The sequence below is a fragment of the Siphonobacter aquaeclarae genome, from assembly GCF_900103285.1.
Classification (GTDB): Bacteria; Bacteroidota; Bacteroidia; order Cytophagales; family Spirosomataceae; genus Siphonobacter; species Siphonobacter aquaeclarae.
On record NZ_FNGS01000001.1, the window covers coordinates 809,860 to 834,930 of the forward strand.

The 25,071-nt window shown below is 55.0% G+C and carries 10 protein-coding genes; 1 reads left to right on the forward strand and 9 read right to left on the reverse strand.

Annotated elements, in window-relative coordinates:
* Positions 1-2: 2 nt before the first annotated feature.
* Genes BLR09_RS25655 through BLR09_RS03035 form a run of 5 tightly spaced genes read right to left on the reverse strand, consistent with a single transcriptional unit; the run spans position 3 to position 13,388 of the window.
* Positions 3-1,190 (reverse strand): glycosyltransferase, encoded by a 1,188-nt coding sequence (locus BLR09_RS25655; protein ID WP_218126583.1) that lies wholly within the window; start codon positions 1,188-1,190, stop codon positions 3-5.
* A gap of 2 nt (positions 1,191-1,192) precedes the next feature.
* Entirely contained in the window at positions 1,193-1,954 is a 762-nt protein-coding gene (locus BLR09_RS03020) for an alpha/beta fold hydrolase (RefSeq protein ID WP_093197511.1), read from the reverse strand.
* Positions 1,942-2,238, reverse strand: a complete 297-nt coding sequence (locus BLR09_RS03025) for an acyl carrier protein (RefSeq protein ID WP_093197514.1) — start codon at positions 2,236-2,238, stop codon at positions 1,942-1,944. The genes BLR09_RS03020 and BLR09_RS03025 overlap by 13 nt, the downstream gene beginning before the upstream one ends.
* Positions 2,223-6,434, reverse strand: a complete 4,212-nt coding sequence (locus BLR09_RS03030) for a type I polyketide synthase (protein ID WP_093197517.1) — start codon at positions 6,432-6,434, stop codon at positions 2,223-2,225. The genes BLR09_RS03025 and BLR09_RS03030 overlap by 16 nt, the downstream gene beginning before the upstream one ends.
* A gap of 6 nt (positions 6,435-6,440) precedes the next feature.
* Complete coding sequence (locus BLR09_RS03035) at positions 6,441-13,388, reverse strand: type I polyketide synthase (protein WP_093197520.1); 6,948 nt, start codon at positions 13,386-13,388, stop codon at positions 6,441-6,443.
* 1,144 nt (positions 13,389-14,532) lie between these two features.
* On the opposite strand from BLR09_RS03035, the gene BLR09_RS03040 reads away from it, so the two are divergent.
* Complete coding sequence (locus BLR09_RS03040; protein ID WP_093197523.1) at positions 14,533-15,963, forward strand: arabinose isomerase; 1,431 nt, start codon at positions 14,533-14,535, stop codon at positions 15,961-15,963.
* A 28-nt stretch (positions 15,964-15,991) separates the two neighbouring features.
* Here the strand turns inward: BLR09_RS03040 and BLR09_RS03045 are convergent, their stop codons facing one another.
* The 4 genes from BLR09_RS03045 to BLR09_RS03065 form a co-directional block, all read right to left on the reverse strand.
* On the reverse strand, positions 15,992-16,411 hold the full coding sequence (locus BLR09_RS03045) for a hypothetical protein (protein ID WP_093197525.1): 420 nt from the start codon (positions 16,409-16,411) through the stop codon (positions 15,992-15,994).
* A gap of 1,289 nt (positions 16,412-17,700) precedes the next feature.
* Positions 17,701-18,153, reverse strand: a complete 453-nt coding sequence (locus tag BLR09_RS03055) for a GNAT family N-acetyltransferase (protein WP_093197529.1) — start codon at positions 18,151-18,153, stop codon at positions 17,701-17,703.
* 266 nt (positions 18,154-18,419) lie between these two features.
* Positions 18,420-22,478 carry a hybrid sensor histidine kinase/response regulator transcription factor gene (locus BLR09_RS03060; protein WP_093197532.1) on the reverse strand — a complete coding sequence of 1,353 codons (4,059 nt, stop codon included), beginning with the start codon at positions 22,476-22,478 and terminating at the stop codon, positions 18,420-18,422.
* Between the two features lie 156 nt (positions 22,479-22,634).
* Positions 22,635-24,980 (reverse strand): glycoside hydrolase family 31 protein, encoded by a 2,346-nt coding sequence (locus BLR09_RS03065; RefSeq protein ID WP_218126584.1) that lies wholly within the window; start codon positions 24,978-24,980, stop codon positions 22,635-22,637.
* Positions 24,981-25,071 lie beyond the last annotated feature (91 nt).

The following is a 25,071-nucleotide window of genomic DNA, read 5'->3' on the forward strand; positions in this document are numbered from 1 at the left end:
GGCTAACAGATGGGTTGGCCGACTTGCTCCAGCAGATCAGCGGCGGTCGAAACGCCTCCCGCTTCCCGGAAGGACTCCTGCATGAATTGGGCGGCGAGACGATAAGCCGGGTTTCCGAGTACTTCGTCAATCGCTTCCCGTAAGTGTTTGGCTTTGAACCGGTTGTAGTTCAGACGAACGCCGGCGCCTACGCGCACGACCCGGCCCGCGACGTGGCTTTGATCATAGGCGATGGGAATGACGACGAGCGGCAGGCCGTTCGTCAGCGTCTCCGAAACGGTATTGTGTCCGCCGTGCGAGACGACCATACTCAGGTATGGCAGCAGTTCCAGCTGCGGTACCTGGCGCCGGACCAGGAAGTTATCCGGCCAGGATTCCAGTAACTCCGGATCGGATACGACGACAACACCGAGGTCGGCATCAGCCAGGGCCTCCGCTACTTTCGTGAAAAAGGCCTTTTTGTAGGCGTGGTCGAACGTAGTACCGATACTGACGAGTACCTTCCGGCGGGTATCTGCGTGAAATCCGTCCCAGTCGAACGACGGCGTATTCTCCCGCCGGTGCAGTACCGGACCGACGAAGCGGTAGTATTCCGGCAGTTCCATTTCCCCGAAAAAAGCCCTTGAAGTCAGTACCATCGTCAGTAGCGGCGAGCAGGCTACAGACGCTTCCCCGGTCAACCCCAGCTCCTGCTGGAGAGCGATGACCTGTTTTTCTTCCCACTCGTGTACCTTCGGCAGTTCCTCCATGACCTTGATGGCCGCGGGTGCGGTGACCGTCGTCACATACGGAATACCTTCCTGAATCGCCGCAACCGCGCCGGTAAACAGCTGATGATCCACAATCGCCAGCTCCGGTTGAAATACCTGCAGCCACTGCCGGATGCCTTCGTAGCAATGCCGGTTGAGTGGAATCAGTACTTCTTCGTACAAAAACCGCACGCTGTCGATGCCATAGACGTTTTTCCGGGAGATGATATCCAGGTACTCCGCGTTTTGCTGCTTCTTTTCGTCGTTTTCTTCGTACGAGATCAGGAGTAATTGCCCGCCGGCAGGTAGCCGTTCGCCGAGCGACGCGTCGAGGGATATCCACCCTACTTCATGCCCCCGGGAGAGCAGTACCGCACCCAGGCTCAGCGTCGGATTGACGTGGCCGGTCAACGGCGGAACGATGAATGCAAAACGAGCCATAGTCAGGTAGTCAGAAAGGTCAGCAGCCGGTCGGCGAGGAGCTCGGGCTCCTGTACCGGCAGGTTATGATCGCCGGAGAGGGTCGCGAGCTCCGAACCCGGTATGCAGGCATGGAGGTAGCGGCCCGAATCGAGGCAGTTGGAGGTATCCCCATACACGAGCAGCGTCTTCCGGTCCAGCGCCCGGAGTTCGGGACGGATAAAAAAGTCGTTTTCCCGCTGCATATCCCGGCGGATACTCGTCTGGTAAAACAGGTACTCATACATCCGGTGGTTCCGCTCCAGCTGCCGTTTGCCCATCCGGACGTGCGTCGTATCGGTATAATTTTTGACGTAGTTTTCGAGAAATTCCCGACTGTACTCGTCGATGATCCCGCGTGCTTTTTCGTCGGCGGGATCAGGCGCTTCGATGACAACCAGCTTCCGGATTCGGGCCTCCAGGCGGAGCGCGGTATTCAGGGCGATGAGCCCGCCGAAACTATACCCGGCCAGGTGAAACGTATCGAGTCCGAGTACGTCGACGAGGCCCTCGAGGTCTTCACTCATGCTGTTGAGATCATACCCTTCGGCGACGCGACCGCTCAGGCCGTGGCTTTTGAGGTCGTACATCACCACCCGGAACGTCGTCGCCAATACCGGCGCGATGTGGAAATAATAGACCGACAGGTTGCTGAACATACCGTGGACGAGCACCAGCGTTTCCTTTCCCTCCGGGTTCAGCTCCTGGACGTGCACTTCCCGCCCGTTGACATTCAGGATTGGCATTCTTCGATGTATCGGATGATCTGATCGAGGTTCAGGTTGATTAGCTGGTCGAGGTCCATACCCGACAGCCATCCGGTGAAATCGATTTCTTTTCCGAAATGGGCTTTGATTTTTTCGGAGAAGGAGACGATTTCGATGCTGTCCATTTCGAGGTCTTTTGTGAACGAGCTTTGCGGCTCGATGTCCATTTCTTCGACAAACTCTTCGCCGATCACGTCGGTAATGAATTGTTTCAGGAGATCGAAAATTTCCTGATAGGTCAGGCGTGTTACGGCTGCGTCCATCCGATGATAAAGTTTTGAAAGTGTATCGTTTGAATAAGTATGTTCTTGATTTTCAGGACATCGCCCTGTATTTCGGCGATTTCAAGCGCTTTGGGATCGCCTTTCAGGCCGGTGCCGAGGTACTTTCCACAGGCCTCTTTGGCAACCCAGAAGCGGGTAGGCCACTCGGCCGTATCACGACCGCGAAGCAGTTCCTTCTCGCCTTCGGTAAAGGCGACCGAGGCGAAACTATCCCCCCGCTCCTCGATGCGCTCGATGTCGATCCCGACCGGCCCCTGCGACCGCGCAATCCCCACGGCATCTGTTCCCTTGTGGGCCAGGGACACGTAGATACCGGCGGCGTTTCCGCCCGTCGTATACGGCTGTCCGGAAGGCTCCGAGCCAATGGCAAACGAGATCGGGTAGCAGGGGGTATTGCGTTCTTTCAGGAGGACGTCGCGGACAGCGTCCTTCACCGCTACCCGGCTGATCATCCACGCTTTCCGGCGGTTGGGCGTCAGGCTGAGGTAATGCGCTTTTTCTTCCTGATTGAAGTACCGTTTGAGGACGAAGTCCCAGGAAACGACCCGGCTATAGGCCTGATGGAAGAAGAAGACACCCGGGGCGATCTCTTCCGACAGCCGGTTTACCATCGGCGCCATGGATACCCGCCAAAGGGCTTCGTCGATTTCGAGGCGGCGGTTTTGCCAGCCGCTGAGGCGGGCCCAGAGCTGCCCGTTCCGGCGAAGTTCGAAGTTGCCGGTGGCGAAGTCGTCGTTGAGTTCCGTCAGCACGCAGGTACATTCGAAGTGTCCGGACTGGTCTTCGCGGTCTCCGAAAAATTCGATTTCCTGGATTTTCGCGGGAAAGGCAATCCGGTCTTTGGTCAGCGTCAGTTGCAGCCACAGGCCGAAAAGCTGGCCGGCGTTGTCGAGCAGGGAGCCTTTGCCGCCGCTGCTTTCGATGATACCGGTGATGCCTTTTGTCCCGACATAGCTTACTTCCCGAATACCCTGGTAGCGCGGGCCGTGGAACATATGCTCCTCATAGATTTGTTCGGGCGTCCGGGTGATGGGAAGGCGCTCGCCACGGTCCAATACCCAGGCTTCGGGTGGCGTCTCCCCTCCTCCAGCCGCAGGCCATAGCTCTACTTCGGCGTTGGCATACCGGTCGAGGTCGAGGAATACCCGGTCCGGTGCTTTCCAGGTACCGGTCACGGTACCCCGTAACGGCTCCACCACGTTCATCCACTGAAATACTTTCACCTGATGAATCTTCCGGACTACTTCGCCGGGTGCGTGTATGGCCGCGATATCTCCGAAGAGTTCAAAAATCATTGTCATCGGTACCACCGGGTCCATATCGGCTACGTGCGGCCAGTTTTTCGGCTGGCGGAGCAGGGCGTGGTCGATGAGGTACGGACTGTTTTGAAGGCTGATATCGAGCGGATACTCGAAGGCAGTCCGGGCGTTACTCACCACCGGAGCAGCTACCGCAGCCGGCCGGTGCTCCTGAAACCGGCGGAGGAGATCGCCCTGGATATCCATCCACTCGTCCACGTTTCGCTGAAACGCCTGAAACAAGGGGCCCGCCGCCGGTTCGGCTGCTTTTTGGGGTGCGACTGACAACGCCCTCACCGCCGGCAAGTCTTTCAGAATCGGCAGGCCGAGTTCGAGTTTCATACCTGTCCGGGCGCTGTTTGCGGCCGGTGGTATTCGCTGTTCAAAAGCGGGTATCTCGCGCCCCTCTGCAAAGAGTGCGGCTTTCACACGCTGTAGCTGTGCCAGACCGCCGCGGATCGGGACGTTTGATGCGACTGTGCTAAACTCCCGACCCTTCAGTGTATCCTCGATAAACCCGTTCAGTCCACCGGAACCTACCTGAATAAAAACCCGGACGCCTTCTTCATACAGTCGTTCGGTCAGCTCCCGGAACCGGACCGGCCGGATCAGGTGCTCGACGGACAGCTGCCGGATGGCTTCCAGGCCTTCCGGATACGGCTCGAGCGTCGTAGCCGACCACAGAGGTGTTTCTGTTTTCCGGAATTGCATGCGTTCCATCCCCGCCAGCAATACATCAATTTTCGAGGCGACGAAAGGCGAGTGAAAACCGGATTGAAACGGCAGTATCTGATGGAAAATCTGTTGTTCTTTCAGCAACGGTACCAGCTGGTCCAGCGCCGCGTGCGTCCCGCAGAGGATTACCTGCTGCGGGCAGTTATCATTGGACAGATAGACATCCGGAATACCGGCCAGCAGCGGCTCCAGTTGGGCGATGCCGCAGCCTACGGCAATGAACGCGGAGTCTTTCAGTTCAAATGTCTCGGGATTAAGGGTTTGAAGCAGTTCGGAAACGGAGCTTTCTTCAGCTAACCCGGATGACCGGGCAGCGAGCCACTCGCCGAGGCTATGCCCGGCGTTCAGGTCGGAGCGGACGCCCATCTGCTTCAGTGCGCGGTCAAGTACCGACGTCCGGTGCAGGATCGTCAGCGCCTCGCGGAGCAAGCCTTCCGGCCCGTCTTCCACCGGCTGATCAATCCCGAAGAAACGACTGACGCTGTCTACCTCCCCCCCTGCAAGGCCATCCAGTCCCGGGAAAACGAAAGCAAGCTTTCCGCCCGACGACAACAGCGGTGAAGAGGTATACCACATATCCTGACGACCCCGCCAGGGCATATTACGGGCCACCACTTTCGCCGCCCGCTTCAGGCGTTCCGGCGTAGGTTCAAACAACGCGAGGCGGTATGGTCCCGAGCCGATCCGGAAATCGCCCGAGTCGAGTGCTTCCAGAAGTTCCTCCCGGCTTTCCCGCGCCAGCAGCAGCAACGGATCGTGGACGACGGTATCGGTTCCCTCCAGCACCGCATGGGCATTGATTCCGCCGAAACCAAACGCATTGACACCGGCTATCCGGGGCAGCCCGGACGCCGACCATCTTACAGGCTCCTGCTGCGGCTGAAAGCGCGTCTGCTCCAGCTGCGGCAGCGGACGCCCGCAATGCAGGGTTGGTGGCAATGTATCGTGGTAAAGGGCCAGACAAGTCTTGATAAAGCCGGCGATACCGGCGGCGGGCATAGCATGCCCGATGTTGGCCTTAACCGTACCCAGCCCCGCCTTTGCTCCTTCTTCCCCGAAAAACTGACGCAGGGTTTCCACTTCCGTTTTGTCACCAAGTGGCGTACCGGTACCGTGCGCTTCGATGTACCCAATTTGAGACACCGGCGTTCCGGCATCGGCCCAGGCCTCCTGCATGGCGCGCAACTGGCCGCTGACAGACGGGCTCATGACGCTTGCCCCGCTCCCGTCGCTGCTTACGCCGGTTCCCTTGAGAATGGCATAGATGCGGTCGTTGTCGCGGCGGGCGTCTTCCAGCCGCTTGAGGACCACAAACCCGCAGCCCTCCCCGATCAGCAGGCCGTCGGCCTCCTCGCTGAACGGCTGAATCTGCCCGCGGCGGGACAGCGCTCCGAGCTGCGTGAAAATACTCCAGAAGGCGGCGTTCTGCGCCACGTGAACACCTCCGGCAATCATCAGATCCGCGCGACCGTCGATCAACTCGCGGCGGGCCTGATCGATCGCAATGAGGGAACTGGCACAGGCGGCGTCGACCGTCAACGCCGTACCCCCGAAATTAAACCGGTTGGCGACCAGCGAAGCGACCAGGTTGGGAATCAGCCCCATAGCCGTATCCGGACCGAAACGCCCCTTGCGGTCCCGGTACTCCTGCGTGACGCGGGCAATATCTTTCTCCGGTAAATCCGGCAGCAATTCGCGCAGCAGCGAAGCGATCTGCTCCCCTGTTCTGACGATTTCAATAGCCCGGGTAGCGCCCGGTCCGGCGTAATTGCCCTTTCCGATAATGATTCCGGTTTTGCCGAAACCTGCCTCCCGGCCCAACATGCCGGCGTCTTCGAGGGCGCGGTGTACGAGGTCGAGTGTGAGGAGGTGATCCGGCTCCGTTCCTTCCACCGCAACCGGCAGAATGCCAAATCGCCGGGGGTCGAAACGGTAATCCGGCACAAACCCTCCTCGGGAGCAATAAAACGGCCCGCCCGAAGATTCAAAGTGTACCGGGTCAAGGCGGTCGGCAGGCACCGCGCCTGTCGAATCCACCTTATTCACAATATTCTGCCAGAAAGCCTCCGGGCCGTCGGCCCCCGGAAAGAGGCAGGACATGCCGATGACGGCAATGTCATTGGTCGGTTTGGATCTATGCATGAGCGGCTACCAGTTATCGCCGGCCATGATGAGCACCTGGCTTTCGTTTCCGTATTTCATTTCGTTGAGGAAGGTCTCCTTGCCGTCCTGAAGCGGGATGAGGGCAATACCCCGGCGTTCGTATTCTTTTTCGAGGGATGGAGACACCATGCCGGCGCCTTTCCACGGCCCCCAGTTAATCGCGGTGACTTTCCCGTTGATTTTCCGGCGAAGCGCCCGGGCATACAGATCCATGACGCTGTTGGCCGCAGCATAGTCCGTCTGCCCGCGGTTTCCATACACCGAAGCGATGCTGGAGAACAGGACGACAAACCGGGTATCCGGCCGCAACTGCTCGGCGAGAATACGCAGCGGGTTCACTTTCGTGTCAAAAACCCGCTTGAAAGACTCCGTTGTTTTACTTTGGAATAGCTTGTCTTCCAGGAGTCCGGCGCCGTGGACCACGCCGTCGATCCGGCCATACTGTTCATAAATGCCCGCAATCAGCCGGCCCAGTGCCGCCTCGTCCCGCAGGTCGAGGGATTCGTACACGACCTTTGAACCTGTTGCCTCCAGGGCATGCAGCGTCTGGAGTATCTGGTTGGCTTTGTGGATGCGGGATGTTTCCTGCTCGATAGCCGCCGGCGTCCGCAGGTCGCCACGTTTGACGAGGTACTGGCGGATTTCCTCCTTTGTTTTGAGCAGCGAAGCGCCGTTGGTACCTCCGGCCGGGTTTTCGGAGCGGCCGACGAGGATATAGGTGCACGGGTACTCGCGGGCGAAGTGAATCATCAGCTCGGCTGTGATTCCCTGCGCGCCGCCGAGTACGAGTACCACGCTGTCCTTCTCCAGTTCAATGGAGGTACGCCCGGCTGCCAGCCGCGACGGTACCGGTATGTTGATGAAGCGTTCGTTTCCTTCGTAAATAATCTCGGACGGCTCGTCACGCTGCCGCAGCTCCTGAACGGCGATACCCGCCACGCTTTCGGGCGTGCGGCCCGCGTCGACACTGACAATCCGGAACTTGGTCTGCTCGTATTCTTTGTCGAGACTTTTGAAGAAGCCGGAGTAGCCCTGGTAGTGCCGAAGATCGAGCGGATCGGTGTATTCCTGCAAATGACTCGTGGTATCCGAGAACAGGTATACCCATCGTACCGCATTGAAATCCAGTCGTTTGATCAGCGAGAAATAGTCGATGATCGCTGCTTTCTTACCCGCCGCAAACAGGTTGAGCAGGATAAGGCCCTGGTACTCCTGCAAATTCGCCTCTTCCGTCAGAATATCCGCGGAGGCTCCTTGTTGCTCCAGGCTTTGCCGGATGGCCTCGGCATATCCGGCGTTATCGGCAGTAATGGCGAAACGCTGTCCGGCCAGGGAGCCCCCCGGTACTCCCGCAGCGGGGCGTCGTTCGAAACGATGCCGGGAAAGGGCTTCCGGCACGGCCGTTTCGGGCATCGCGGCAGGGATAGCTACTGAGTCGGTTCCGGTAGCATCTGATTCCAGAAGCCAGTCGACCAAACCCTGAAGCGTTTTCAGCGCCGCCAGTTTTTCCATGTGGTCATCGCCCTGTGTTCCGTTCAGCCCCAGCTGGCCTTTCAGTGCGCCGAGTACTTCCATGCGTTTGATGGAATCGATGCTTAAGTCTGCCTCGAGGTCCAGGTCCATCCCCAGCATTTCCTCCGGATAGCCGGTTTTTTCACTCACGACGCCGCGGATGAGGCGTTGCAGTTCGGCGGCTGTCCGCTTTTGGGAAGAAGCCGGTGTTTCCGAAACAACTGTTGCGACGGGATCCGGCGCTGTCGCCGCGGCGTTTTCTTCCAGCCAGCGCACCAGCCCGTTCAGGGTTTTGATGCGGGAAAGCTGCTCCATCGCCGCGTCTTCGTCTCCCCGGCTGAGGCCGCCCAATTCCGTGCGCAGGGTACCGATGATTTCGATCCGCTTGATGGAATCGATGCTCAGATCGGCTTCGAGATCCATGTCCATGCCGAGCATTTCGGCCGGGTATCCGGTCTTGTCGCTGACGATACTCAACAATAGGGCGCGCAGATCCTTCTCTTTCGGTCGCTCCGGCGTTGCCGCAGCGGCAGTAGTTTGTACCCGAGCTGTTTTAGCCGGGGCCTGGGACGCAGGAACAACGGTCGTTCCGGTGACCGGCATTACCACCGGAGCCATTCCCTGAAACTGGCCGAGGAACGTCATCATCACATCCCGCTGCGCCTGTACCAGCTGATTCATGCTTTCCAGGTACTGGTACATCAGCTGCTCCGCGCCTCCGGCGGGCACCGGCGCAACGGCCGGCGCGACCGCCTTCGGCAACGCAATAGGTTGGATAATGGGCAAGGCGCCGTTGGCGGGGAGATTACCCGTTGCCGGCCGGGCGTAATGCCCGTTTACGTACCAGGTCGCCGGACTTTTCCGGTAAGTTGAAGGTTGATCGATAAAAAGTTGACGGGCCTGCCGGCCTTCGAATAGTTTGCTCAGGTGGAGGGAACGGCCAGTAGCCAGGTACGCGGCCAGCGTTTGCAGCAGGTGTACCAGTTGACCGGACTCTTCGGTATGCAGGAGTGTTTCGTCTTTTCCCAGGGTGGCTTTTGCCAGACCGCTGAGTACCTTGCCGGGACCTACTTCCACGAAAATCCGGGCGCCGCCTGCATACATTTCTTCCAGCTCGCGGGTGAAGTACACAGGTTCGACGAGGTGGTCGGCCAGGCGCTGACGGACTCCATCAGCGTCGGAGGGATAAGGCGCAGCCGTGGTATTCGACCATACCGGTACCTGCGTTTCCCGGAAAGAAATTTCGCTGAGTACTTCCAGGAAAATCTCCCGCGACCGCCCTACTACCGGGCTGTGGAAGGCACAGGCTACTTCCAGCCGACGGAAGGATATTTTCGCTTCCCGCAGGATCTCCGAAGCACGTTCAATGGCCGGCGTTGTTCCGGCTACCACACATTGCTGCGGGCTGTTGAAGTTCACCGGATACACGTCTCCGGCCTCCGCCAGCGCTTTTTTGAGTTCCTCTACCGGTGCGTTGACGGCAATCATCGCGCCGGTATCGCCCGAGCCTTCGACCGACCGGAGGATACTCTCCGCCCGCCGCGCGCTCAGCGACACCAGATCCGCATCGTCAAAAGCACCTGCGAATGCAAGCGCCGGAAGTTCGCCATAGCTATGCCCCGCCACCATATCCGGCTCAATACCAAGGCTTTGCAGGAAACGGGCAATGGCCAGGTCAACGATACCCAGCAGCGGCTGCGCCATGCGGGTATCGCGGATGGCCTCTTTCTGCGCTCTGGCTGCGGCTTCGTCAAACACCGCGTCCGGGAAAAGGATCGGAAGGTATTCCGGATGCTTATTCAGCAATTCCCGCATTTCCGGGAAAAGCACAAACAACTGACGGGCCATATTGACCCGCTGGCTGCCCTGACCGGGGAAGAGGAAGGCTACTTTTCCTTCTTTCGGCGACGTACGGTACAGGCCTTTGCCCGAACCCCCTGCGAGAAAAAGGTCTATTTTTTCTTTCAGGTCTTCGGTTGAAGTCGCAACAATACTGGTGCGAACCGGCGCGGTACTTTCCTGCGCGAGGCTATAGGCAATGTCCCGCAACGGCAGCGAGTCGTTGGTATCGAGCAGCTCACGGACCTGACGGGCGCGGACCACAGCCTGCTCCTCCGTATCTCCGCGCAGAACGATCAATTCCGCAGGCCAGGCGTTGACGGCCGGTTGGCCGGCAGCCGGTCTGCTTCCGCTTTCGATGACGGCGTGGAAATTTGTTCCCCCGAAACCAAAGGCACTGATACCGGCAAAACGCCGTTCTTCCGGCCAGATACCGGCTTCGGCCTGGAAGGCAAAAGGACTTTGTCCGGGACGGTAGTAGGCGTTTGGCTGCCGCAAATGCAGCGTCGCCGGTTTGATACCGTGGTATACGGAAAGCGATGCTTTGATAAGTCCCGCCAGACCGGCCGCGCATTTCGTATGCCCGATCTGCGTCTTGACGGAGCCGAGGTGCGTCTGCCCGGCTACTGCGCCTGAGCGGGTCAGGAGATCGGTGAGAGCGCTGAGTTCGGTACGGTCGCCAACGACCGTCCCCGTTCCATGAGCCTCTACCAGACCCAGCTGAGCCGGGCTGATACCTGCCTGCGTATACGCACGTTCGAGCGCGCTGACCTGCCCGTTTTTGCGCGGAGCAGTCAGGCCGAGGCTTTTTCCGTCGCTCGACCCGCCTACGCCACGAATGACGGAGTAGATCCGGTCGCCGTCGCGTTCGGCGTCTTCTTTTCGTTTGAGAACGAGCATGGCGATGCCTTCGCCGAGGGCAATACCATCGGCCTCGGAGTCGAACGTCGCACACCGGCCCTTTCGGGACAGCGCATGCGTACTCGAAAACATCAGGTAGTCGTTGATACCGTTATGAAGATCAGCGCCGCCGGCCAGTACCATGTCTGATTTTCCGAGGAATAGCTCCTGGCAGGCCAGGTCAACGGCGGCCAGCGAGGAAGCGCAGGCGGCGTCGACGGTATAGTTCCGCCCGCCCAGGTTGAGGCGGTTGGTAATCCGGCCCGCGATGACGTTGGCGAGGATACCGGGGAACGAATCTTCGGTAGTATCGGGCAGCGCGGCGTCGAGTTCGGCCGGCAGCCCGCCATGTACCTGTTTGTAGTAGCCGCGGAAACTGTAGCTGTTGGCGAGGTCGTTTCCGCCCTCTGCACCGATGATTACGGAGACGGCTTCGGTGTCGAAGCCTTTGTCGGTGTACCCGGCGTCTTCCATCGCACGCTTCGCCACGAGCAGGCTTAGCAACTGCGTCGGTTCAATGGCCGCCAGAGACTGTGGGGGAATACCGAATTCCAGCGGATCAAAGTCAATACGGGGAATGAATCCGCCCCATTTCGAATGCGACAGGTCGCTGCCTTCGCGGTCGGGCTGGTAGTAGAGGTCCTTGTTCCAACGCTCGTCGGGTACTTCCGTAACGGCGTCCTTTCCGAGGAGGATATTCTGCCAGTATTCGTCCAGGTTTCGGGCGCCGGGAAATATACAGGCCATCCCGATGATCGCGACATCGAGCGAGCGGTCCTTCTCCTCAGGGGCTTGCGGGACACTGGCCTGACGGATAAGGGGATAGTTTCCTTCGGATACTTCCCGGTGCAGGTCTTCCATGGATACTACGCTGCTGCGCAGCGCCGCTACCTGACCGATCATGTACATACCGCGTTGCTGCTGGTCGCTTTCGCCGATCGACAGCAGACTATCACCCTGACGCTCAATACCTTTCGCTGCGATACGCAGACGGCCTACGTTCAAGCTTTCCAGTTTTTCCCAGATTTCCTTCCGGTCGAGGCCTTCGCGGAGCATCCGGTTTTTCTCTTCGTTGAAGAACGAAGCGAACGGTGAATCGAGGCAGCGCGTTTCGTGGCCGGGCGCGGTTTCGAGGAGGACGGTATCGGCTGCTGCCATCGCCTTCTCCTGAAAACCGGGTAAAATCGCACCCGTTTCGACCGCCTCTTTCGTATACAAATAGGCGGTACCCATTAATACGCCCACCTTCACGCCGCGGGCGGCGAGGGGCGCGGCCATGACAGCCACCAGCGCCGCGGACACCGAATCGTGAATACCTCCCGCAAAAAATACGCTGATATCGCCCGGCTGATCTTCTTCCAGCAGGCGTTCAATCTGTTTTTCCCACAGCACAAAGCTCGACAGCGGACCTACGTGCCCGCCGCATTCCCGTCCTTCAAAAACAAACCGCCGGGCGCCTTCCTTCAGAAAAAGATCGAGCAGGGCTGCCGACGGCACATGCAAAAACGTTTTGATACCTGCTTTTTCGAGCGGTTTTGCCTGGGAAGGGCGACCACCCGCGATGAGTACCACCGGCGGCTTCGCCTCCAATACGTAGTCGAGCTGTTCGGCGCGAAGTTCGGGCGGCGCAAAGCCGAGAATACCCACGCCCCAGGTCCTGGCGCCGGCCTGGCGGCCCGTTTCGAGCACCAGTTCACGGGCTTTCTCTCCTTTCAAAAGCGACAGGGCAACGAACGGCAGCGCGCCGGCTTCGGCAACGGCCGCCGCAAATGCGGGGACGTCGCTGACGCGCGTCATGGGTCCCTGCGCGATGGGATAGGTAATGCCCAACTCCTCGGCCAGGGGATTTCCGGGGCGCACCACATCAAGGTGCTGCGCCTGCCGGATATGGCCGGTCATGGCTTCGCGGAGCGCGAACGCAAACCGGCCGAGTTTTTTATACCGGGTGACATAATCCGCCGCCAGCGCAATATCCTGGCCCAGCGGCAGCAGGTGCTGTGCGGGATCGATACCGGCGAGGACAGCATCCAGAGTATCAGGCGTTTGCGGCCATTCCGGCGAGTTTGGACGTACCAATACCCGGAAACTGTCAAACACACGGGTTTCGGTGCCGCTAAGCTTAGAGAGTACTTCTTTCAGTTCGCGGGGAGCACTACATTCGGGAAAGAGAGCGAGCTGGTTGTCGAGTACCACGCCTGCCCCGCCGAGGGCCATGACAGCCGGCGCGGTATGGAGGCCGACGCCGCCCATGACCCATACCGGGATGTCGCGTACTTCGCGTATGACCCGCTGAAAAAGAATAAAGGAAGATTCGCTTCCGATGGCGCCGCCGGCTTCATTGCCTTTGATAATGAGGCCATCGGCTCCCTCGTCACGGGCGCGGAGCGCGGAGGCGAGGTCGGTGACGATGCTGATCCAGCGTCGTCCCGAATAGGCGAACGGAATACCATAAGGAAGGAGCACGGTGCCCGCCGCGTCCGGCAGCACCATGCCCCGAAGACGGTCCGAGGTGATGTGTACACCAAACGAAGCCGTCTGCTGCGCGGCCCGAAGGAGGGCTTCTTCGGCATCCGCGCGGTTTCGTCCTGTACTCAGGACGGGAAAAATACCGGATTGTGAAAGGGCTTGTAAAAGTGCTACATCTGGTTGTTCAAAGGGAGTTACACCTATAATTTCTTTCATGTTGGGCTTCAAGTAGGTTTCGCTCAGGACGTGGATCCTGGACGCGTTTGATAGGAGGGCACTGTCACGCATCGTAATCACAATCCCTGGGATGGACAACCCGAATTCCGGGGTAACGGAATTCCGGTTCCGCGGGCGGTATCAGCTTTATGCTACCCTGGTTAAGGGGTTTTCACGGACCGTTGCATGGCACTCCTGACCTATTTATTCACAGGTGCTGAAAAGGATGACCGAGCCCGGCCTCGACGGAAACGCTCCCGCTATACGCAGGAATCAACACAGTATTCCGCGGCTTCCGGTCAACCGGAATTTCTCCCGGAGACAGAACCCTTTTCATGCCAGATTCAGAGGAATTGGCTCCGGCGATACGGGCCGGAGTATGCAAAAAGTCAGGAGGTCATTACGCAGGGATACTGCGTCACCGTCGACGGGAGGTTATTTCACAGCATATCCATATGCATTTTCCGGCGACAGAAAATAGCTGGCAATCAGGAAATAACCGAAACTTCAGGGGCAGGAACATGTCTCTCCCGGCGGCGCGTCAGGCACTCACCACAGGCTTTCGGCGCTTTTCCGGTAACGTCAGAATATTTCTCCGGGGATCACAGGTCACCACACCTGCGTCGATCCGAAAGACAGATTCGTTCGTCGAGAAACACGTGGTCCTGTCAACTCCATCCGGAGCGATCACCGAAGCTTCCCGGCTGGGGTTCGATTAAGAGAACAGGTACAGTTGGCGGATCTCCGGCATATGCGGAGACTGTTGGGGAGTAAAGGATGGTGACCATTCCAACAACGCCGGCGGACGCGGTAGGTTTCGTAGTCATTATGGGGTTAGTGTAACAATACAAAAGCAATTAATGAAAATCAAGATTGGTATCAAAGGACGACGGGGGATTTTTTTGCCGTCCGACGCCGGTATCTTCCCTGAACGGTGCTGTTTCCATCAACAACTGCCTGAGTGAGAAGCGCATCCGTGCGGCAGCCGGGCAGTTAACTTCCTGAGTCTGTGGAAAAAAATCCCCGGACACCAACTTCCGGTTCCATCAAAAAAGCGATACAGCCTGCCAAAAAACACATGGCGCCGGTGTATCCACGCTCCTATTTTTGTCCGAAGGCAGGAACGCCGATTTTCTCTGAACCTATGACTGCTTTTCCGCTTCGCATCGGGCTTTTCGGCATTGGGCTGGAAGCTTACTGGCCGCAGTTCGACGGCCTTCGGGAACGACTGGAGTCCTATCTCGGTCAATTATCCCGGCGCATGGAGCGTCCGGGCGTGACGCTGGTTTCCCTCGGATTGATTGATTCTCCGGAAAAAGCGCTCGCTGCCGGCCATGAATTCAGGCGGCAGGACGTCGACCTGATCTTCCTTTATGTGACGACTTACGCCCTTTCGTCGACCGTTTTGCCGGTCGTGCGCCGTGCGGGCGTGCCGGTGGTCGTCCTTAACCTGGCGCCTGACGCCGCCATCCCGTATGAATGGTTCAACCAATTGGGCGACCGCACCCGGATGACCGGCGAATGGCTGGCCTGGTGCTCAGCCTGCCCGGTACCGGAGATTGCCAGTGTTTTTCACCGGTCCGGTATTCCTTTTCATCAGGTAACGGGTATGCTCGAAAACGACCCCATCGCCTGGAAAGAGATTGACGACTGGATCGAAGCCGCCCGCGCAGCCCACGGCATGGCCCACAACCGGCTCGGCCTGATGGGCAATTACTACAGCGGCATGCTCGATATCTACTCGAACCTGACGCTGCACAGCGCCGTCTTCGGAACACACATGGAAATGGTGGAGGTAGATCGGCTGTCGGCGCTACGCCGGGAGGTAACCGCCGCTCAGATCCGCGACCGGGTAGCGCTCTTTTCGGAATCGTTTGCGATTCAGGACGATTGTCTGCCGGTGGAAGTAGAGCGGGCAGCGAAAACATCTGTAGCGCTCGATCGCCTCGTGGCGGAGTTGAACCTCGGATCCCTCGCCTACTACTACAAAGGAACCGGCAGTATTGAAAACGGGGACGCGATGAGTTCGGTGATTCTCGGCAACTCGTTACTCACGGCGAGGGGTATCCCTGTCGCCGGAGAATACGAAGTGAAAAATGTTCAGGCCATGAAAATCCTCGACCTGCTCGGCGCAGGCGGCTCTTTTACAGAGTATTACGCAATGGATTTCCGGGACGATGTGGTACTGATGGGCCACGACGGGCCCGGCCATATTGCCATTGCGGAAGGGAAAACCAAAGTCCGTCCGTTGTATGTGTACCACGGCAAGGTGGGTAACGGGCTATCCGTCGAGATGTCGGTCAAACACGGGCCGGTGACGTTGCTTTCTGTTGTGGAAACGGTAGACGGGAAAATCGTCCTGCTCGCAGCCGAGGGTGAATCCGTTCCCGGACCTGTTCTCGAAATCGGCAATACCAACAGCCGGTACCGCTTTCCGATCGGCGCGCGGCGTTTTGTGGAAGAATGGAACCGGCACGGACCGGCGCATCACTGTGCGGTGGGTATCGGACATCGGGTGGCGACGCTGGAAAAACTCGCGCATCTTCTTCGCATGACACTTATCCGCGTATGCTGATAAAAAAGGCCGGTCTCATACGACCGGCCTAGTAGTTGGTTTCTTTTCGGAAGCGCTCTTCGACAACGCCTTCGTAACCGAATATGCCCCAGGTGAGGTAACCCCCATCCTCAAACTTGTAATCCAGTTTATAAGAAGGATAGTCGGGATTCGCCGGTACCTTCTGGGTAATTTCCAGCGTGCTGTCGGACAGCACCCGGTAAGTACCTTTCAGTTCGGGTACGGAACCGTCGGTCGGGCTGCGGTAATACTCACCATTGGCCTTGAACTCGATTTCAATGGATGCGGTCGGCTTTTTCCAGTGCAGCGGGCCGCCCCAGTATTCGTTGCCGTAAATATCGGAGAGTTTCCATTTGCCGACCAGGCTAGTCGGTTTGGGTATGATTTCCTTGTTCTTCGAACAGGCGAAGCCAATGGCAATCAGGCAGAGGAGGTACCACTTTTTCATAGGTAGAGAGCGAATTCAACTGCTTGACACATAGACTGTCTGAAAGGTTGGAAGGTGGTATTTTTCGGCGGGGTGGTCGCGCAGCAAAATGGTACCAGATGAATACGGAAGGTCCTTTTTTGCCGGGGAAGCGTTGCGAATACCAATTCCCCTTCCCGAAGTTACCAGGTTGATAAAGAAAAACCAACTCAATGATCGGGCCTTCGTTCAGCTGGCCTTTAGCAAACGATGCGCCTGCATGAAACTGTCACCCAGGCTCTTTCCCGGGTTCTTTTCAACGAAGAATAGCCAGGTCGCCAGCTACGGCTGTTCCTGAAAAAGGAACGAACCAAACAAAGGGGGTTGAATCTGGCAAGGCGGGTTTGACCGCTTTTGTGTTCCCCGATGCCCCTTCTTGCCTCTTCACGATTCGCCGGGACCCAAAACAGTCTTGCCGGCCGACCGGTGTAAGCACTTAGGCCTTTGTTCCTTTATGTTGAAAGGCGACCCGCTCTTTCCTGTCTGCTGCATCCAGGCGCCTCTTCCGGTTTGAACAGAATTCTTCCGCGCCGGTGACGCACGTGTATGCGCTGGTGTCGCATCTCTTCCTGCCTCCGGTTATTTCAAATTTCTTCCAGATTCATTTTCACTTTTGCTCACCGGCTGACTGGAAGTACTGCCGGCACAAAAATACCCTCAGCATAACCGACGGTCCCCACTGTTGTATGGACAAATAATTAAATCGGGTTGAAGCTATGCTGTTACGGGTCATTCTTCTGTTTCTCAGTACAATCGTCGCTTTTAGGGCCAGCGCGGGGTGTTATTTGCCGTACAAAATACTCATTGCAGCAGCAGGCCTGGGCGTGGTTGGAAAAGGACCCAATCAGCTCAACTCATTGGTCGTACTGCATTTATGTCAGAAAAAACACTGTTGCTCATCTTTACGCGTAAATGATACACTAATGATCTTAACGAACGAAAAAAGGTGCCTGATGACACCTTTTTTCGTTCGTGGGAGGCTAACAAAATTAGATTAATTGCCTCAATCTAAGTATCAAAGAGCTTTTATATATCTCAAGTTCCCGGGGTATGTTAAAGGTAATAACGGCCCTGGCCTTCCGGGGATGCCTTCCTCGCCCGTGTCGCTGAAAACCCTGCTCCGGCAACCGGGCAGCGAATACAGCGTTGAAACCAGTCTGGGCCGACTGGCCTTTTGGTCGAGATCCTTGCTATTCTTTGCTACTAGCACAGTTCCGATACTCCGGCCGCGAAAAATGAAGACTTTTCTAATGACGTTATTTTCGCTTTTTCTATTCGACCTCAGCTCTTCTCTTCTGCCAATCATCGAAGCTCATTTCAAATTTTATCTCCCCTGCGCCATGCCGGCCAATTTCTCTCCATCCAGCCCTTCTATAGAACTCCTCGGCCCGAGTATGCGGAGCCGTTCCTAGCCAAACGGGTGTCGACGTCAGTTCAAAATACCAGTCCAGCATTACATCATGCAGCCTCCTGCCGATTCCACGCCTCTCATAATCGGGATGGACAAACAAAGCCCAAATATTGTGCCCCTTTACATCAACGATGCAAAATCCAACGATCCGGGGGCCTGTTTCACATACCCAACCTCTCCCCCTCTCCGTTAAATACTCCCCGCAATCCGCGTCCGTAACAAGTCCGGGATCGGACAACCTATTTTCTTGTACAGCATTACGCACGACCTGAATCTGAGCAATGTCTTCAACTATACTTTCGCGAATGACCATAGAGATTGTATTCAATAACGCTTTTGACCAATACTTAATAGCGAATGTATTAAACGCCGATGGCTATTTTTTTATGTTCGCGTTAACCCCAAAGACTCTCTCTGAGCCATCCGCCAAGCAGGTTTGATATCTTCCCTGCTGCATATTTTCAACCTACAGCTGCTTCAGGAATAAAGACAAATAGAGAAATCTCGAAAAATCCTACTCAAAAGTCTTGCAAGAATTGGATTTCACTCCGAAAAACGGGGTGGTATTTCTATAAATTTTCACATATTATTTTTTTGCTCCCGTCTCGGCCGATTAGCGGCAGCATAATCCGATGGATTTATGTGAAAGAATTTTTTAAATTCTTTACTGAAGTACTTATTATCATTGAATCCTACTTCATAAGCGATTTCGGAAATTGTTTTTCCGGAAATTTTCAACAGTGATTCAGCCTTTTTCAACCGCGCTATTTTAACAAGATCCAGGATCGAAGAATCCGTTAATGCAGCCACCTTCCTGTAAAGTACCGTGCGCGACATCAGCATTTCCCTAGCAATCATATCGACGTTAATAGCCGGATTACCGATGTTCGCTTCAATGAAATCAATCAGTTTCTTCAAGAAAACACTGTCAGCAGATGGAGCCGGATCCCTATCGCCTGAAGGACTCAAAATGTCTGCAAAGTTTTTTTTCCGAATAAGGTCCCTGGAAGCGAGTATGTTTCGGACCTGCAGCAAGAGCAGGTCAGGTGTAAATGGTTTGGTTATATAAGCATCGGCGCCATTCTCAAAACCGTGAAGTTGGTGAGAGTAAATCGTGCTGGCAGTCAATAAAAGGAAAGGAATATGGTTAGTCCGGGTATCCCGCTTGATCCGGCGACAAAACTCTAATCCGTTTTCACCTGGCATAATCAAATCACTAATGATCAGGTCCGGAATTTCTCTGGTGGCATAATCGAAACCTGACGTGCCATCCATTGCACCGGAAACAATATACTCCTGGCTAAATGTCTCCAGCAAATATTCCCTGAGTTCCTGATGATCCTCTACAACCAGAATGCGATATTTCCCCTTTCCGAGACCTGCCTTGTTCTCCGTAGAATGCTTTGTTCTGAAAAGCTCGCCTGGCAACACTGCTGTCTTCCCAGGGGGCGCCACTTCTCCGGACAATCCGAGAGCAGCATCCGAAACCGGAATAGACACCTGAAAAGAGGTATATCCCTCGCTTTCCAGGTTTTTTTGCCGGCTGCTGACGGAAATGGAACCGCCATGCAAAAGGACGATAGAACGGGTATAGCTTAGGCCAATGCCCGTTCCCTGGCCGGTTTCTGCGACAATGTCGGTTTGAAAGAAATTATGGAACACGCGTCGAAGATTATTTTCAGAGACGCCTTCACCGGTATTACCGACTTCGATATTGACAGCAAATCTTCCGTCGGATATCTTTTCCCTGTTGACTGCGAGTGTAATTTCCCCTCCCCTTGGCGTAAACTTAATCGCGTTTGACAACAGATTAAAGAATACCTTTTCCATTTTCTGTCGGTCAAAATCGCAGCATACAGCTGCATCTTGATGAAGAAAATGATACCGGATGTCTTTTTCAACGGCAAGGTGTTCAAAGGAAACAAACACTTCTTCAGCGAGCGCAATAATATCCGATACGGAAAGGTATAACTTCATTTTTCCCTCCTCCATTTTTCGGAAGTCCAGCAATTCGTTGATCAGCCGGAGCAGGCGATTCGTGTTTTCCCGAACCAGAAGCAGGTTGCGGGTAACTGTTCCTTGTCCGGTTGTTGCCGAAAGCGCATTGTCCAGGGGCCCGACCATAAGCGACAACGGCGTGCGGATTTCGTGCGATATGTTTGTAAAAAAATCCACTTTTGACTGGTAAGCCCGCTGCTGCTGTACGAGACTGGCTCTTGTGGTAAAATAGCGAACAATCAGAAAAACCAGCAGCCCTGTCAACAAAACATAGAGCCCATAGGCCCAGCCGGTTTTCCAAAACGGCGGGGTAATACGTATAATCAGTTTCCGGATTTGATCCGACCGCTTTCCATTTGGCGTTACCGTCGTTACTTCGAATAGATACTCGCCAGGCTGCAATCCATGAAATGTTACAGCATTTGCAGTTGTTGGAATCCATTCTTCATATCCACCGTTTCCGATCAATCGGTAGCAATAACGCGTTCCCGAAATATCCCGGTAAGTAAGAGAAGAGAACCTGATGGATACGTGAGATTGCTGATACGAGAGACGGATTCTGTCAATTTCTCCAGATAGGTTCTCCTCCCCCTGAACCGGCTGATTATTGGCGAGAATCGCCGTCAGCACCACCCTGCGGGCTTGTCTATCGGGTTGTAGCGTTGCCGGATTAAAGACCAAAATCCCGTTCATTCCCCCGAAAAGCAGACGGCCTTTCCGGTCGCGCAGCCCGGAATTGGATAAGAACTGGTTACTCGCCAAGCCATCTCTAATGCTATAATGCCGAACTTCTCGGTCTTCCGGGGCAAACGGCGGCAAAAACCGTCGAAACCGAAGATTAAAAATTCCGTCATCAGTACTGACCCAGTAGCCATTGAGGCTTTCCTCCAGAACGGTATGAATCACCTTGTCCGAAATAGCGTCCTGCAATCCAAAACAGTTACCGCTCAGCGTATCGTAATAAAAAAGACCGTCTCTTTCTGTTCCGATCCAAATACGTCGCCGGGAGTCTCGGTAGAGGGTCGAAATCCATGCATCTGTCAGATCAGTCGTCCCTTTTATGGGTATTTTCCTGATAATTCTGTTCTCCGCTTTATCATAGTGAAAGAGTCCCTCTGTTGTACCTACGAGCAGGCCATTTGCCCCGGCTTCAAGTAACGACGTGATGTTACTGGTCACGGCCGTCCGTCGCTCAGCAAAATCATTTTTATTTCGCGTCCCATTCGTTTGAAGAAAAATCAATCCGAGATTGCTCGTTCCAACCCAAATTCCCCGATCCTCTACAAGAAGAATATTAATCAGACCCGCCCCTCCGGATTCCTTTCCTAATTCCAGCAAACGGGCGCCAAAAGGCCTTCGGGTTTTATCGAGAGCAATCAAACCGTTGGTCGTTCCCGCCCAGATTGACTGATCTGGGCCCATAACGATAGTTTTTACTTCATTCGAGAAGGTATTCGCGCCTTTTTTTAAATCATAATCATCGATTTTGCTGAAAGTTGAATCGATAAAGTTCAGCCCTCCGCCAAACGTTCCCGCCCAATATCCCTTCCGGTCTTCAAGCAGCGCATGAACAATTGGATATCGAAGTCCCGGACCGTTCCCGACACGGGCTTGGAGGTTGAGAAACCTTGCGTTAACCGGATGAAAGAGATTCAAACCTCTACTGAAAGTACCTACCCATATCCCCGAATCCCGGTCTTGAAAAAGGGACCAGACCTTATTGTCCGACAGGGAGGTCGGATCCTCACTATGATGGACATAATTGGTAAATGACCCGTCCGTAACATGTACAACGCTCAGCCCATCTCGGGTACCAATCCATACGTGATCCCCTTCTGTTAATATCCGTCTGATCCAGTTAGAGGGTAGCGGACTGTTCGTTACCTGATAGCGGATAACTTTCCCGGATGTTGCATCCCACTTCAGGACGCCTTTTTTTTCGGAACCCAACCACAAGTTTCCGCGGCTATCTTTACCGATAGCGGTTATTTTTTCCTCCAGAGTGCCTGCTTTTACTACAAGTGGCCAGAAACGGCTACTCGAGGACTCAAAACACCAGACACCCTTGTTTGTGCCCAGCCAGACACGGCCAGAGACATCCTGAAGGGCGCAGTTGATCCGGGGAAGTCCGATGCCTGCTTTCACAGGTATGGTCCGATGGTGGAAAAAACCGTCAATCCGGTACAGCACCACCGGGGTTACCAAAAACACGTAACCGTTACGATCTTCAAAAACCGAGGTGATCAAAAGCCGGTCTTTCCCTTTTAAAAGGACACGTCGTATCTGATTAACCAATGGATCGTATAGATACAAATCCTGATAAGTGGCAATCCATACCCGGTTTTTGCTGTCTACAGTTAAGTGGGTAATATGATCATCCGGTCTTTTCGATCCCCGGGCGTATGGAAGCGCCATCTCTTTGAATTCATATCCGTCGTAAAGAAGGAGGCCTTTCCAAGTGCCGATCCACATAAACCCTTGTTTGTCCTGGGCAATGGCAGATATGGCCGTCTGTTTAAGTCCATCGGTCAATCCTATACGTCTGAAAGAAATCCTTCCGTAACCCAAGGCAAAACCATAGCCTGTCAGCTCCAACCAAGCCACCGACACGAGGACGAGCAGAATCTTTCTCCAATTCATAACCGGGCACCCCTAGTACCTTCATGCGAAACTGCCCGTAGCCAATGTCCGAATCAGTTTCCTTTTTAAGCGAAAAAACCGGATTGACATATCCGCCAACCCGGCTTGAGTAGATATAGAAATATCGCCTCTATATAGCTATTTTCAGGCAAAAATTTACTTAAAAGCAACAACCTGAGCTGTTCCGTTATACCGGATTGTCTTGGAAGGAAGATTTGTTCCTTTGATTGAGATCTTAAATTGCCTTTCGGGCACCATGCTGTTAAAATCCCCGGTCCGGTCACCGATAAGCAATTCCTTCCGTGCCTCGTTCCAGGTAAAGCGGATAAGCGAATATCCACCTTTGAGGTAGTCGAAGCCGTCGCCCTCGTCTTCGTACAAAACATAAGACGTATTCCGACCAGGGTAAACCCGGATTTCCATCGATTGAAAATGCTTTATAGACGCATAGGGTGCTTCTTCTGCAAACGGGACAATAGAACCCGCCTTCACAAATACCGGTATCTCGTCCAGGCTAACGTGCCTGATAATCTTTTTCCCACCGGTTAATCGTCTGTTTGTCCAGAAATCAATCCACTCTCCATGAGGCAGGTAGACTTCTTTCGGAAGGGTTCTTTTTAAATCCAAAGCCGTCGCTCCGCGAGCAAACAAAGAGTCTGTTACAGGGGCAACGAGCAGCGAAGGCCCGAAAAGATATTCCGTTCCCAGCTCCCATCCGTTCCGGTCTTCAGGATACGCCATCACCAGCGGTCGCATCAAAGACAATGCTTGTGAGCTCACCGACCAGGCTGAAGAATAGATGTAGGGAAGCAGCCTGTAACGAAGACCGATGTATTTGCGAAGGATGTCGAAGACAAGGTCGCCCGGCTGGCCAAATTGGTAGATTTCCCTCGGCGTATTTGTGCCATGAGACCGCATCATACCCGTAAATACCGCAAACTGGAGCCAACGGATATACAACTCTGCATACGTGGGGTCCCTTATGCCTTCCGGATAATTCTTTGATGTAAAGAACCCTCCAATATCGGAATTCCAGTAGGGCATGCCCGTAAGCGAAAGATTCAACCCCAGGGGAACCTGTTTTTTCAGCGTTAGCCAGCTTGCCTGAATATCTCCGGACCAGAGTACACTGCCGGTCCGTTGCTGGCCGGCAAACGCAGATCTGGTCAGGATCAGCGGGCGCTTGGATACACCGGAACTACCCCTTTGCCCCTCATACACGCCTTCAACTGTCATCAGGGGAAAGGCATTGCCCATCCGCCGGAAGCTTCCCAGGTAGGTGGAGATGCCTGCCGGGCTGTCTATCCTGTCTTTGTAGGCCAGCTCCGGTCCGTTTTGGACAGCCGTACTGACTTCCTTCTGAACAGGTTCAGTCGCGTCAAGCCACCAGCCATCTATACCTGCCGAAAACAGGTTGTCGTTCAGGTATTTCCAATAGATTTTCCGGGCTTCCGGATGAAAGGCATCATACACTTTCACTTGCGGAGAAACCGGATAGGTCAGGAAAGGATACAGCATCTTTCCTTTTTCAAGCTCGCGGTAGATCGATGTATGACTGCCGAACGAAGGCCATACGGAGATCAGCAGGCGCGCATGCTGTTTGTGCACACGGTCAATCATCTTTTTCGGCTCAGGAAACCTGGGGTGATTAAATGCAGCTCCATTCCAGTCAAGCTTATCTTCTCCCCAGTACTGCCAGTCCTGTATGATGCCATCCAGCGGGACACCAAGCTGGCGGTACCGGCCGACTACCGCTATCAATTCTTCCTGGCTTCTGTAGCGCTCCCTGCTCTGGAGGTAGCCAAAACTCCAAAGTGGCAGCATTGGTACGTGCCCTGTCAGCTCCCGATACCTTCGGACAACGTCATCCGGCTTATTTCCTGCCAGAAAGTAATAGTCGATGTTATCCCCTATTTCGGACGTGAAAGCAGCTCTGCCCAGACTATCCTGAAAAACAGTGCCTGAATAATTATCCCAGTAAAGACCATATCCTTTAGTAGATTGAAAAAAAGGAATGGCTATTTCCATGTTCTTTTGCTTCAGCAGGAGTCGCTGATGGCGCTGGTTCATCTTTCCATTCTGATGCTGACCCAGACCATATATGGCTTCATCCGGCGCCAGCAAATAGGACTGAGAAATGCGGTAGCTGGTACGCCCATCGTCGTCGGTGGGTATGAATGGATCTTTATCGGCTATTTCCGCCAGCAGTAGTTTCCCCTGTCCGTCAAAAAACCGAAGTTGTCCGTTTGCTTTGTTCAGCTTCACTTTAAGGGTAGGTGAAAACGCCAGGAGGTAATCGCGCGTTTCCTGTAAACGGATTTTCAACGCAGCTTTCTCTGCTAAGCGTACGACCAGGCTCTTTTCCGTTGAAAGGGGCGCTGCCCCTGGATATCGACGCACGCGGGCAATATGGTCCGTCAGAAAATGAACTTCGGTGCTGACAGCGCCGATCTGTATCCGAAATCCATCGTCCCGCCGTTCAATCGGGACGGTTTTCGCCAAAAGAGACTGATGCAAAAAAACGAGCGGGAGCACATAGAAAATTTTCATAAAAACATCCTTCACAGCGCGCAAAACGGGTTTGCTTTCTGTA